Annotated in this window: 11 protein-coding genes; 8 read left to right on the forward strand and 3 right to left on the reverse strand. The window is 39.8% G+C overall.

What is annotated here, in order from left to right:
• Positions 1-88 precede the first annotated feature (88 nt).
• The 3 genes from NGC85_RS00100 to NGC85_RS00110 all read left to right on the forward strand — a co-directional run bounded on the left by NGC85_RS00100 (position 89) and on the right by NGC85_RS00110 (position 3,209).
• Positions 89-721 (forward strand): hypothetical protein, encoded by a 633-nt coding sequence (locus NGC85_RS00100; RefSeq protein ID WP_254804449.1) that lies wholly within the window; start codon positions 89-91, stop codon positions 719-721.
• A 27-nt stretch (positions 722-748) separates the two neighbouring features.
• Positions 749-1,060, forward strand: a complete 312-nt coding sequence (locus tag NGC85_RS00105; RefSeq protein WP_254804450.1) for an ankyrin repeat domain-containing protein — start codon at positions 749-751, stop codon at positions 1,058-1,060.
• A 373-nt stretch (positions 1,061-1,433) separates the two neighbouring features.
• A complete protein-coding gene (locus tag NGC85_RS00110) occupies positions 1,434-3,209 on the forward strand; it encodes an SLC13 family permease (RefSeq protein WP_254804451.1) in 1,776 nt (591 codons plus the stop codon).
• A gap of 50 nt (positions 3,210-3,259) precedes the next feature.
• Here NGC85_RS00110 and NGC85_RS00115 read toward each other — a convergent pair whose 3' ends face one another.
• Entirely contained in the window at positions 3,260-4,033 is a 774-nt protein-coding gene (locus NGC85_RS00115) for a TIGR04219 family outer membrane beta-barrel protein (protein WP_169108623.1), read from the reverse strand.
• A 130-nt stretch (positions 4,034-4,163) separates the two neighbouring features.
• Between NGC85_RS00115 and NGC85_RS00120 the strand changes: the two genes are divergently transcribed.
• The 4 genes from NGC85_RS00120 (at position 4,164) to NGC85_RS00135 (ending at position 8,183) form a co-directional block, all read left to right on the forward strand.
• Entirely contained in the window at positions 4,164-5,612 is a 1,449-nt protein-coding gene (locus NGC85_RS00120; RefSeq protein WP_254804452.1) for an aldehyde dehydrogenase family protein, read from the forward strand.
• On the forward strand, positions 5,609-6,181 hold the full coding sequence (locus NGC85_RS00125) for a DUF1287 domain-containing protein (protein WP_254804453.1): 573 nt from the start codon (positions 5,609-5,611) through the stop codon (positions 6,179-6,181). Before NGC85_RS00120 ends, NGC85_RS00125 begins: the two co-directional genes overlap by 4 nt.
• A 369-nt stretch (positions 6,182-6,550) precedes the next feature.
• Entirely contained in the window at positions 6,551-8,029 is a 1,479-nt protein-coding gene (locus tag NGC85_RS00130) for a sodium-dependent transporter (protein ID WP_005052774.1), read from the forward strand.
• 10 nt (positions 8,030-8,039) lie between these two features.
• Positions 8,040-8,183 carry a methionine/alanine import family NSS transporter small subunit gene (locus tag NGC85_RS00135; RefSeq protein ID WP_005052772.1) on the forward strand — a complete coding sequence of 48 codons (144 nt, stop codon included), beginning with the start codon at positions 8,040-8,042 and terminating at the stop codon, positions 8,181-8,183.
• 41 nt (positions 8,184-8,224) lie between these two features.
• Here NGC85_RS00135 and rsmB read toward each other — a convergent pair whose 3' ends face one another.
• Positions 8,225-9,532 carry a 16S rRNA (cytosine(967)-C(5))-methyltransferase RsmB gene (gene rsmB / locus NGC85_RS00140; protein WP_254804454.1) on the reverse strand — a complete coding sequence of 436 codons (1,308 nt, stop codon included), beginning with the start codon at positions 9,530-9,532 and terminating at the stop codon, positions 8,225-8,227.
• A complete protein-coding gene (fmt, locus tag NGC85_RS00145) occupies positions 9,529-10,491 on the reverse strand; it encodes a methionyl-tRNA formyltransferase (protein WP_254804455.1) in 963 nt (320 codons plus the stop codon). The genes rsmB and fmt overlap by 4 nt, the downstream gene beginning before the upstream one ends.
• 605 nt (positions 10,492-11,096) lie before the next feature.
• Between fmt and ilvD the strand changes: the two genes are divergently transcribed.
• Positions 11,097-12,926: a dihydroxy-acid dehydratase gene (gene ilvD, locus NGC85_RS00150; protein ID WP_005052763.1), complete on the forward strand. Its 1,830-nt coding sequence runs from the start codon at positions 11,097-11,099 to the stop codon at positions 12,924-12,926.
• Positions 12,927-12,939: the final 13 nt, after the last annotated feature.

Below are 12,939 nucleotides of genomic sequence, written 5' to 3' on the forward strand. Positions count from 1 at the left end.
TTTAATTCTAAACACCCCTAACCTAACGGCTAGGGGTGTTTTTTATTATATGATTAATGTATCGTTTGAATTTTAAACAGATATTATAATGAAAGATTTACAAAAAATTTATACTGATAAAGTAAATGAGGCACTATTTCGATTACAAAAGTGCGAAAGTCTTATAGAGTCATATTTTGAAATCAAAGATTTATTAGAATTAGAATCTTCAATATTACATTTACGTAAAGCATTAGAAATATTTGCTTTAGCCTCAATCGCTCCAAATAAAATTAAATATCAAGAATACCGTGCTCAAGCTGATAAAAATCCTGACTATACAAAAGATTATAAGGCGAGTTCAATTTTAAAAGCTTTAAGTGGTATAAATTCTGACTTTTATCCTATACCTTTGTTACCAGCTAAAAAGTTACAGGATGGAACTTGGCATTTTGATAGGAAAACAGAGAAATTCTTTGACAAAAATCAGTTTATTAAATTATATGATCGATTAGGGAAATATTTACACGCTGATAATCCTTGGGGAAATAATAAAGAATGGGAGGGTTTTGCTTTAGTAATAAAGGAGGGTATAAGTTCGATTCGTGATCTTCTTAAGTTGTATTTTACCGTAATACGAACACCAGAATTTACAGGTGTATGGGTTCTAGAGACACGTGATAATGTGGTTCAATTTCTTGTTGCTGAATCTCAAGGTGAATTTGTTGTTGAAAATTATTGATTTGAAAGGTTATTAAAGAGAATTATTATGAAACTCAACTCTTTCTCTCCACTGCCTGAAGATGATGATGAACTGCATCTTCCTGAGCTGGTGTATTGGGCATCCTTAGGTGATGTGGAACAAATCGAGCAGCTATTGGCAGAGGGCGTAGATCCAAACCAGACCGATGACGAAGGTTATAGTGCCTTACAGGCTGCTGCGGAGAATGATCATTTGGCTGTAGTGAAGCTACTTGTGAGTAAGGGTGCTAATGTAGCTTATAAAGGCGAATATACGGCATTACAACTTGCTGAGTTGGCAGAACATAGCGAAATAGTTGCATATCTTAGAAGTCTTTAAATCACGCATAAAATAATAGATAAAAAGAAGCCCCATCATCCTGACGGGGCTTCTTCGTATTCAGTTTCTTGTCGTTTATATTCCTTATGAACGACCACGTCCTGTGTGTTTTATTATTCTCAATGAGACTTCCTGTCTCTGTATAAATCTTATAGTAGATGAAAAGTTGAGGTCGGTATATTCGTCAATTGCTGCGATTTTTGTAGGCTGAAGCGTACAATTCAATCGTGATTCAACTGTGAAATAGAAAAAACACCAAATCTATGAATTTTGTTATGAATATTTTAGCTAAGGTTAGCTTTTAATCGCATTTGTATATGAACTTTAACGATATAGAATTCGGAAAATTATAGATGTATGGAAAGACTGCTTGATGGGCTGGGAAGGTTGGTTGTCTTTGGCGTTAACGCTTGGAGGGCTGCTTACACTGATATTTTCAAAAATTGCTCCGCATATCGTAATGATGGCAATTTTAACGATATTAAGTGTATTTGGTGTGTTGACTGCTCAAGAAGCTTTGGCAGGTTTCAGTAATTCTGGATTGATTACAGTTGCTGCAATGTTTGTGGTTGCAGCAGGTATTTCAAATTCTGGGGGAATTGACTTATTCGTTAATAAATTATTAGGTTCACCGAAATCTGAGCGGATGGCTCTATTACGGATTTTTTTACCTATAGCGCCACTCAGTGCTTTTTTAAATAATACGCCCGTGGTTGCTACCATGATTCCTGCATTGAATAGTTGGTCAAAAAAGATAGGAATTCCTCCTTCAAAACTCATGATCCCATTGAGTTATACCGCAATTCTTGGCGGAACGATTACATTGATCGGGACAAGTACCAATTTGGTGGTTAATGGTCAGTATCAGACCTTAACTGGTGAAGCAGGTTTTGGTCTATTTGATATCACAGTTATTGGCTTACCTGTTGCCATCATTGGTATGTTTGCGATGTATTGGTTTGCGCCAAAGTTGTTACCCCATCATCAAGAGCAAAATGTTTTTTCTAATCTACGTGAATTTACCTTAGAGGTCATCGTAAGCCCAAATGGTCCTTTGGTGGGACAATCGGTTGCAGCTGCGGGATTAAGAAGTTTAAAGCGAGTTTATCTCGTTGAGATCGAGCGTCAACAAACAGTCTTGTCCGCAGTCTCTTCAGATGAAATTTTATTTGGTGATGATCGTCTAGTCTTTGCTGGGGACACAGAGGCGATTACTGAACTTCTTAAAATTAATGGTTTAATTGCTCCGTCGAGTATTGACGAAAAATCAGCCTTAGAAGAATCACATGCAGGACGTCGTTTAGTTGAGGCTGTGGTCTCACCACATTGTGAAGCGATCGGGAGCGCAATTCGTGACTCGAAGTTTCGCAATCGTTATGGTGCAGTTGTGTTAGCCGTGGCTCGTAATGGTGAGCGTTTGAAAGGTGGTTTAGGTAATATCAAATTACAGGCTGGTGATACGTTGTTGTTAGAAGCTCGTCCAGCTTTTGTGACGCGGCAAAAATATAATAAAGATTTTTTACTGGTCAATGAACTCGACCATGAACCGCTCAAACATGATAAGGCTCTATTATCATGGGGAATTTTACTTGTAGCAGTGGGAGCTGCAAGTTTTGAACTCCTGAGTATGTTGAATGCGGCTTTATTGGCAGCAGGGGCGATGCTTTTTACAAAGTGTTTAACCGTAAAACAGGCAGAGAAAAGTTTAGACTTAACGGTTATTTTAACGATTGCTGCATCATTTGCTCTTGGGGCAGCTTTAGAGAAAACAGGTGTTGCTGAGTTATTAGCACAATTTATTGTGCATTTCAGTGCAGGTGAGGCAATTTTATTATTAATCTTAACCTACTTTTTCGTTTCAGTGCTGACAGAAGTCATTACCAATAATGCAGCGGCATTACTGACCTTGCCAATCGTGTTGGAAATCACTTCACAGGCTCATTTAAACCCGATTCCATTTGTTTTTGCAATTATGATGGGTGCATCTGCTAGTTTTGCGACACCACTAGGTTATCAAACTAATCTTATGGTCATGGGGCCTGGAAATTATCGATTTAATGATTTTCTCAAAGTGGGTTTGCCCATGAATATTTTTATTGGAACAGTGACAGTTTTGATGTTGCTCGTGGTATTTCCAATCAAACTGTAGTCGGTCAGACCCTGAATGATTCAGGGTCTTTCGTTTAGAGAGCGACGATATTAGAAATGGACATCTATGCCGATATAAGGACCTTTAAAGTCAAATTTAAGATCATTTTTGACGTTATTGCTTTTGTAGTCATCGAATTTCACATCTAAAATACGGTAACCTGCTTTTAAGCCGACATCGACTAATAAATTATCAATAAAGTTATATTGTAACTCTGCTTGAGCATCCGTGATTTTGGTATCGTTAAAGTTGCTATATAACAATTCCGCTTTTGCGCTTAAGCCTGTAAATGGCAGTTTAACTCCTGCTGATCCATAAATAACAGGAATGGTTTTATCGATATCAATTTTACTAAGATTTAGTGTCTTAATATCACCATTCAATTTGGTTGCACCAAGACCAACATCCGCATCGACGATATTATCTAAGATTTCATAGTATAAAAGAAAATCAGTGTGATCGATGTTCAAGTCATACACAGGTTGTCCTGCAATTTCTTTTTCAGTCTGTGATTTTAAATTCACATAGCGAATTTTTGCATTTGGAATGAGTGGAATCGGATGTTCAAAGGCAAGAGAGATTTGTGCTGAACCTTTACGATCTAATTTTTCTTCAGGTGCAGATAGACCGGCATAAGGGTTTAACAGAAGATTATCTACACCTGTTTGATTCGCTAACGATGAAGTGTTTGGTTTAGGTTGAACTTGAGCCTTACCATCATAAAACCAATAACTGGCATCTGCTTTTACACCAATCACATCTGCTTGTGCTAGCCCACAAAAGCCTGTCCCTAATGCCAAGATTGATATTTTTAAAATTTTCATCGCCATGTCCTAATTCATATCAAAAGCGTAATGAATTGTTGTGAATTCATCAGTGAATGGGCGAATCATATAGTGATCTCAGAAAATATGCAGTAGTCTAAATTTAAACTTTTAAAAGGAAGCAATAATAATGGCTGATGTACAGAATGTTGTGGACTATCCACTTTATGTTGCTGGGAAAGCAGTTAAGACAGGTCAATGGTTAGAAGTACATGATAAGTATAGAAATTCAGCGTATGCACGAGTAGCGTTAGCAGATGCAAAAGTGCTTGAAAAAGCCATTGCTGCATCGGTTAGTGCTGAGGCAGAAATGGCAGCACTGAAACCCTTTCAAAAACAAAAAATATTGCTGCATTGCGTGAAACGTTTTAATGAATTACGTGATGAACTGACTGAAATTTTAATTGCCGAAGGCGGTAAACCACGCGGTGCAGCGAGTGCTGAAGTTGAGCGTTTAATTAATACTTTTCAGTTGGCCGCTGATGCCGTCACACAGCTTGATGATGGTCGAATGATTCCTTTAGCTGTAACGCCTGCTGCTTCGCCTTATCGGGGTATGGTAAAACATGTGCCGATAGGTGCAGTGTCTTTGATTAGTCCATTTAATTTTCCACTGAATTTAGTCGCGCATAAAATTGCGCCAGCGATCGCAGCAGGTTGCCCTTTTGTGCTAAAACCCGCCAGCTTGACCCCGATTAGTGCGCTGAAAATTGCTGAAGTTTTAGCAGAAACGGATTTGCCGAAAGGGTCTTGGTCAATATTGCCATGTGATCGTCAAGCCGCTGATATTTTAGTGACAGATGATCGTTTTAAATTATTGAGCTTTACTGGTTCTGACCAAGTCGGTTGGGATATGAAAGCACGTGCGGGACGTAAGAAAGTCACTTTAGAACTAGGCGGCAACGCAGCGGTTTTAATTGATGCTGACACCGTAATAGATGATGCGATTATTGATCGTTTAATCGGTGCAGCTTATGGGCATGCAGGGCAAATCTGTATCAGTGTGCAACGCATTCTGGTTCATGCTGATCTTTATGCCGAAGTAAAAAAGAAATTATTAGCTAAATTAAAAAAACTAAAAGTAGACGATCCTGCTTTAAGTACAACAATTGTGGGACCAATGATTAAAGAAGCTGAAGCAGTACGTTTGAAAAAATGGATTGATAAAGCTGAGAAAAAAGGTGCCAAAATATTGATTGGCGGCAATCTTGAAGGCGTCTTTCTTGATCCGACATTGTTGGAGAATGTTGATGCTAAACTTGAAATTTACAAAGACGAAGCATTCGGGCCAATTGCCATTTTAGAAAAATTTAAAAACTTTGAGCAGGGCATCGCCACGATTAATCAAAGCCGTTTTGGTTTACAGGCAGGTATTTATACTCAAAATCTAAATCATATGCTTTATGCATGGGATCATTTGCATGTGGGTGGGGTAATTATCAATGATGTTCCTACGTTCCGTGTAGATAATATGCCCTATGGCGGTGTAAAAGATTCTGGTTTAGGACGTGAGGGTATTCATTCTGCCATTCATGACATGCAAGAAGAGCGTTTGTTGGCGATTAAAGAGCTTTCATGATGAGAGGATGGAAACTGGTCTTAGTCGTTATGTGTATGTTTTGGAATGTGTCGGTATCGGCATTTTCCTCACAACAGTTGGTCACTGATGCGAGAAAACAGATTGGAGTGACAAAATATTATGATCCAGCGTATACGCGCTTAGTTTATCCAATGGGCGATGTTCCTTTGATTAAAGGAGTCTGCACTGATGTTGTTGTACGTGCACTCCGACAGCAAGGCATCGATTTACAACAAAAGATGCATGAAGATATGCGTAAACATTTTAATGTTTATCCAAATAAATGGGGGCTCAAAACACCTGATAAAAATATAGATCATCGTCGAGTACCCAATATCGCAACGTATTTCCAACGACAAGGTTATCAAATCACTGATCAGAATTATCGTGCAGGAGATGTTGTGACATGGGATTTAGGGCAAGGATTGGTGCATATCGGAATTGTCTCTGACAAAAAAAGCATCTTTCAGAAAACACCGTTAATTTTACATAATATTGGTCGTGGCGCTGAAGAATCAGATATTTTATTTAAATATAAGGTCACAGGGCATTATCGAATTAAAAACTAAATGCCGATGTAAACCGATTAAATGGCTGAGCGTTTTTATCTAACGATAAATTCAAAAGCTAGTTTTCTAATTGAGTTGAAAAATAATCAATTGGATTGGAATTAGCGACGAACGGCAGGAATTTTTTGTAGAATTTACAGTAAAAAGAAACAAAAACAGGTATTGTTCGGCTATTACAAAGCAGAAAATAAAATCTAATCTTTAAGGAAGATGGTTTGGTTTTTGCTTGTTTGTTCATGAAAATGAGAGACTCACAAGGTTGAAATTTCATGCAAGCTAAACAAGATTTTTACGGCACTTTTCATGTCTGTTGGATAATAAAAAGCTAACACAGTTTGAAAAGGTCACTGGTATATATTTAGGTGTTCTATGGCAGATTCTCGTGAAAACTGGACATCACGATCTGGTTTTATTATTGCAGCTGTAGGTTCAGCTGTAGGTTTAGGCAACATTTGGCGTTTTCCATATGTTGCATATGAAAATGGTGGTGGTGCTTTTCTTATACCCTATCTTATTGCACTCATTACCGCTGGTTTACCCCTTTTATTTTTAGATTATGCGACAGGTCATCGTGCCCGTAACTCACCTCCAAAAGCTTATAGAGCGTTATTTAAAGGTGGTGAAACATTAGGTTGGTGGCAAGTCTGTGTTTGTATCATTATTGGTTTGTACTATGCCAGCGTGCTGACGTGGGCGGGTAGTTATGTTTACTTCTCGATTGGTCAAGCATGGGGAAGCGACCCTGAAAGCTTCTTCTTTAATACCTATTTGCAAACATCAAAAGCTTCTGGCTTTGATTTCCAATTTGTCAGCCATTTATTTTGGCCGATCGTTGGTATTTGGGCATTAACATTAATTATTCTGTATGGTGGCGTTAAAAAAGGCGTTGAATTATCGAATAAGATTTTCATGCCGTTACTCTTTGTTTTATTTACCATCCTCGTAGTTCAATCATTACGTTTACCAGGTGCTGCTCAAGGTTTGAATGCATTCTTCACCCCAAACTGGTCGGCAATGATGGATTATAAAGTGTGGTTGGCTGCATATGGACACACTTTCTTCTCGTTATCGGTTGGTTTCGGGATCATGGTGACCTATGCCTCTTACCTCAAGCCTAAAACCAACCTCACAGGTTCTGGATTGATCGTTGGTTTTGCAAATGCTTCGACTGAAATCTTGGCAGGTATTGGTATTTTCGCAGCATTGGGCTTTATGGCACATGCAGCAGGAAGCAATGTACAAGATGTTGTCAGTGGTGGTATTGGTCTTGCCTTCATTGCTTTCCCTAAGATTATTTCAAGCTTAGGTGCAGGTTCAGATATTTTCGGTCTTTTATTCTTCTCATCACTCTTTGTTGCGGGTATTTCTTCAATGGTGAGTATTTTGGAAGTGCCGATTGCAGCGATGCAAGATAAGTTGAAATGGAGCCGTAAGAAAGCCGTAACCATCATTGGTGGCGGTAGTGCATTGGTTTCCGTGATCTTATTCTCAAGCGTAAATGCGATTAAACTGGTGGATATTGTCGATCACTTTATCAATAACATTGGTATTGTGGGCGGTGCGCTTGTTTCGATCCTTTGTATTACGTGGTTTAAACGTTCTGCATTAATCGAACTTCGTGATCATGTGAATCGTATTTCAACGATCCAATTGGGTAAGGGCTGGGCATTTACTTTAACCGTTATTACTTCATTGGTTTTGTTAACGACTTTAAGTATGACTTTGTTTAACCTCGTCAAAAATGGTTACGATACTTATAGCATGAGTTTACAAGGCTTATTCGGTTGGGGCAGCGTGATTTTCTGTGCTGTTGTTGCAATCATACTCAGTAAAATAAAAGATCGCTAGGAGAGCACATATGAATACTTCAGCAATCATAATGATGATTATTGCCATGCTGTTTGTTTGGGGAGGATTAGCTTTGTCTATCCTACACTTGATGAAAAACCCAGAAGAGCTTGATGATGTTCTGGAAGAAGTCAAAGACCAGCATACGCTGTAAATTAATTTTAAAAAAAGCAGGCTTTCAGCCTGCTTTTTTTATTACGCTACTTTTTTAATATGGCAATAATAGAAGCCATCACCTGAATGTAGGTAAGGTAATAACTGACGACCATAGGTCTGTTCAATACCCCAATCCGCTTCAATTTTGATTTCTTCTGCATCGCTATGTTCAGCAAAGAAAGTCGCCATTTGCTGTTCGTTCTCTACTTTTAAAATTGAGCAAGTGATATACAGCAAGCTACCGCCAACTTTGAGCTGTTGCCACATCTGTTGCAAAATTTGATGCTGTAATGCCACTGTTTGCGCGATGTCAGTTGATTGTCTCAACAAGCGGATATCTGGATGGCGACGAATTACACCTGTTGCAGAGCACGGTGCATCGAGCACGATACAGTCGACGGCTTCTTCTGCCTGCCAAGTCGTTGCATCCGCTGTAACAATCTCAACCTCGGTTTGATCTAAGGCTAGACGTTCTATATTTTCAGACAAACGTAATAAACGTTTTGCATCATGGTCAAGCGCAATCAGTTTTTTAGGATTATAGCGCTCAAGAATATGCGCTGTTTTACCACCAGGTGCAGCGCAGGCATCGACAACGACTTTACCATCTAAGTTTGGCAAAATAGTTGCACATAATTGAGCATGTTCATCCTGAACAGAAAAACCGCCTTCTTCGAAACCCGGTAAATGAGTAATATTGCCCGTTTGTTCCAAAACAATACCAACACTTGAAAGTGTGCAAGGACGAGCATCAATCTGTTCTTCATCTAAAATATCAAGATACTCATTACGACTGACTTGGCGTTCATTGACGCGCAGAGTCAGCGGTGCAACTTGTTTTAAATTTTGACAGATTTCATCAAATTGATCAGGCCAATCTTTTTTAAGTCGTTTGAATAACCAACTTGGTAAACCATGCGTATTATTCAGCGCTGTTTGAAATTCATCTGTTTCACGTGAAACACGACGCAGAATCGCATTAACCAAACCACTCATTGGCTCGAAACCCAATTGCTTAGCAGCATTTACAGTTTCTGAAATTGCAGCATGTACAGGAATACGTGTACATAAGATTTGATATAAACCAAGATATAAACAACTTTCTAGTGCTTCATTGTCTAATGGTTTGGTCAGCAATGGTAAGGTAATTGCTTTTAAAGAATACCACTGGCGTAAACAACCTAAAGTAAGTTCGTGATATAAGCCACGGTCACGTTCAGAAACAATATTGATATGTTGATTCAACACGGAAGCCAAAGATTGCCCATTTTGAACAGCCAAAAGTGTTTTGACCACTTGTGCGCGCAAATTCAAATTTTTTGCAGATGATTGATTCGATAGGTTCATGGGAGAATTTGTCCAAGATGCAATTTTTGAGTTTGTGCAATTTGCACTGGATTGAGCGCTTTAGCACCTGGCCATTGTAAGCTGGTTAAACAGACTGAAGTGTTTTCGCCACACGCGACATGCACACCGTATTTATCCATCGCGATGATTTCACCGACTTGAGCATCAGCTTTGCTGTGGTCAGAGTGCATTGAGCCCCACACGCGCAAAGCATTATTTTCATCCAGTTGAATAAAGGCAACAGGCCAAGGATTGAAAGCTCGGATATTTCGATCGATCTGAACCGCATTTTGTGTCCAATCAATACGCGCTTCGGTTTTTACCAATTTGTGCGCATATACAGTCAGCGCTTCGTCTTGAACTTCACGCTTTTCAATAAATGTTTTTAAGCTTTGCTCTGATTCAAGCACGGTACAAATCGCTTCTGCGCCTTGTATCGCAAGTTTATTATGCAAGCTTGCAGAGGTATCTTCGGCTGTAATTGGACAATACGTCTTATACATCATATCGCCAGTATCCAGACCAGCCGCCATTTGCATAATGGTAATGCCAGTTTCTACATCACCTGTGGCTATGGCACGTTGAATCGGCGCTGCGCCACGCCAACGTGGCAATAATGAGCCGTGAATATTTAGACAGCCATATTTAGGTGTGTCTAATACTGCTTGTGGCAAGATTAAACCGTAGGCAGCAACCACCATCACATCTGCGCCAAGTGCGGCAAGTTCTTGTCGAGCTGCCAAGCCTTCTTCGGTAGATGCTTTAAAGTTCAAAGGTTGATAAACAGGCAAACTGTGTTCAAGCGCGAGTTGCTTAACAGGAGAGGGGGTTAATTTTTGTCCTCTTCCTGCCTTGCGATCAGGTTGAGTATAAACCGCAATAATCTGGTGTGATGTTTTTAATAATGCCGCCAATGCCGTTGCAGCAAATTCAGGCGTACCAGCAAAAATGATTTTCAATCGGGTGAGCTCTTCAAAATAAATCAATCTGTGTTGATTATAACAAAGTCCTAAACTGAAAAGCGTAATCAAAATCGAGAAAGGCTACGCAGTTTATACATAAAAATGTGCATAATGAACATTTTTATGTATAATCGAATAGAACTGCTCCGCAACGCAGACGAATTGCCAATTAGAACTTAACTCGCTTTAGTTGATAAGAGGTGATGAGTTGAGTTAATCAGTGGCTCGCTCACATGTTGATGTAAGTGCGATGAGTGAAAACAGAACTTAAATAATAAAAATAGGTGAAACCATGATCAGCAAAGAGCTCGCCTTAGGCACGGTGATAATTTTTATTTTAATATTAGCCTCCTTAATCGCACGCTTATTGGAAGTGTATGTTTGAGTATAGGTTGCACAATTATATTTACGACACAATGCAAGTATTTCTATAAAAACTGGAATCTGCTGAGGTAATTCGGTACTGAAATCAGCAAAAAAAAACTTCTACAAGTAGGTCATCTGTTAAACGATGAGTTGTAGTATGATGGAAAAAGCTCAGTATCATTTCGCCAGAGAGAATCTCTTATTCATCTCGCGCACAAACCTGTTGGGAATACAAAATGCCTGATTATCGTTCAAAAACATCAACACATGGAAGAAATATGGCTGGCGCACGCGGTTTATGGCGTGCGACAGGTATGAAAGATGAGGATTTTGGCAAACCAATTATTGCGGTGGTCAACTCATTTACTCAATTTGTTCCGGGTCACGTGCATCTTAAAGATTTAGGGCAATTGGTAGCGAGAGAAATTGAAGCTTCTGGCGGTGTTGCGAAAGAATTCAATACGATTGCGGTGGATGATGGTATTGCAATGGGTCACGATGGCATGCTGTATTCGCTGCCATCACGTGATTTGATCGCAGATTCAGTTGAATATATGGTCAATGCACATTGTGCCGATGCAATGGTCTGTATCTCGAACTGTGACAAGATCACACCGGGAATGCTCATGGCAGCAATGCGTTTAAATATTCCAGTCGTCTTCGTCTCTGGTGGCCCGATGGAAGCGGGTAAAGTGAAGTTCCGCGGCAATGAAAAAGCGATCGACCTCGTTGATGCGATGGTGGTTGCAGCTGACGAAAGCTATACCGATGAGGAGGTTGAAGCGTTCGAACGTTCAGCATGCCCAACTTGTGGTTCGTGCTCAGGTATGTTTACCGCGAACTCAATGAACTGCTTAACTGAGGCGTTAGGTCTTTCTTTACCGGGCAATGGTTCAATCGTTGCAACACATGCCAATCGTGAAAAATTATTCTTGAGAGCAGGTCGTTTAGTTGTTGAATTAGCAAAACGTTATTATGAACAGAATGATGACACTATTTTGCCGCGTTCAATTGCAACCAAAGCTGCATTTGAAAATGCCATGACCCTAGATATTGCAATGGGTGGTTCAACCAATACCGTATTGCACTTACTCGCTGCTGCACATGAAGCAGAAGTCGATTTCACCATGGATGATATTGACCGTTTATCTCGTCAAGTGCCTGTATTGTCTAAGGTTGCACCTGCAAAATCAGACGTACATATGGAAGATGTACACCGTGCAGGTGGCATCATGGCAATCTTGGGCGAGCTAGATCGTGCCAATTTGTTAAATACATCATGCCCAACGGTACACGAACCAACCTTGAAAGATGCATTAGATAAATGGGATATTATTCGCACTGAAGATGCGGATGTATATGAGTTTTATCGTTCATCTCCGGGTGGTATCCCAACGCAAGTAGCGTTCTCGCAAAACCGTTACTATTCAACTTTAGATGGTGACCGTGAAAAAGGTGTGATTCGTAATGCGGAACATGCCTTCTCTAAAGACGGTGGTTTAGCGGTGCTTTATGGAAACATTGCATTAGACGGTTGTATCGTTAAAACTGCAGGTGTGGATGAATCAATCCTGAAATTTACAGGTACAGCACGAGTATTTGAAAGCCAAGATTCGGCTGTTGAAGCGATTTTAGATCATAAAATTGTTGCTGGTGATATTGTCGTGATTCGCTACGAAGGCCCACGTGGTGGTCCGGGTATGCAAGAGATGTTGTATCCAACCAGTTACTTGAAATCGAAAGGTTTAGGTAAAGACTGCGCTTTGATTACCGATGGTCGTTTCTCTGGTGGTTCTTCAGGTCTATCGATTGGTCACGTGTCTCCAGAGGCAGCAGAAGGTGGTGCGATTGGTTTAGTTGAAGATGGTGATACTATTCAAATTGATATTCCAAATCGTAGCATTCACCTTGATGTCGATGATGCAACGATGGCACATCGTCGTACTGTTCAAGAAGCGAAAGGTTGGCATCCAGTGGAAGAGCGTAAACGTAAGGTGTCCAAATCACTGAAAATTTATGCATTGCATTCAACCAGTGCAGCCAAAGGTGCAGTACGCGTTTTGTAATCTGTTTAAGTCC

Origin of the sequence: Acinetobacter sp. Z1 (genome assembly GCF_024296945.1) — a bacterium.
In the GTDB taxonomy this organism is placed as follows: domain Bacteria; phylum Pseudomonadota; class Gammaproteobacteria; order Pseudomonadales; family Moraxellaceae; genus Acinetobacter; species Acinetobacter beijerinckii.

What these genes read in the sequence shown, in the direction of transcription:
- NGC85_RS00100 (WP_254804449.1), top strand. Translation starts at nt 89, where the DNA reads ATGAAAGATTTACAAAAAATTTATACTGATAAAGTAAATGAGGCACTA.
- NGC85_RS00105 (WP_254804450.1), top strand. Translation starts at nt 749, where the DNA reads ATGAAACTCAACTCTTTCTCTCCACTGCCTGAAGATGATGATGAACTG.
- NGC85_RS00110 (WP_254804451.1), top strand. Translation starts at nt 1,434, where the DNA reads ATGGGCTGGGAAGGTTGGTTGTCTTTGGCGTTAACGCTTGGAGGGCTG.
- NGC85_RS00115 (WP_169108623.1), bottom strand. Translation starts at nt 4,033, where the DNA reads ATGAAAATTTTAAAAATATCAATCTTGGCATTAGGGACAGGCTTTTGT.
- NGC85_RS00120 (WP_254804452.1), top strand. Translation starts at nt 4,164, where the DNA reads ATGGCTGATGTACAGAATGTTGTGGACTATCCACTTTATGTTGCTGGG.
- NGC85_RS00125 (WP_254804453.1), top strand. Translation starts at nt 5,609, where the DNA reads ATGATGAGAGGATGGAAACTGGTCTTAGTCGTTATGTGTATGTTTTGG.
- NGC85_RS00130 (WP_005052774.1), top strand. Translation starts at nt 6,551, where the DNA reads ATGGCAGATTCTCGTGAAAACTGGACATCACGATCTGGTTTTATTATT.
- NGC85_RS00135 (WP_005052772.1), top strand. Translation starts at nt 8,040, where the DNA reads ATGAATACTTCAGCAATCATAATGATGATTATTGCCATGCTGTTTGTT.
- rsmB (WP_254804454.1), bottom strand. Translation starts at nt 9,532, where the DNA reads ATGAACCTATCGAATCAATCATCTGCAAAAAATTTGAATTTGCGCGCA.
- ilvD (WP_005052763.1), top strand. Translation starts at nt 11,097, where the DNA reads ATGCCTGATTATCGTTCAAAAACATCAACACATGGAAGAAATATGGCT.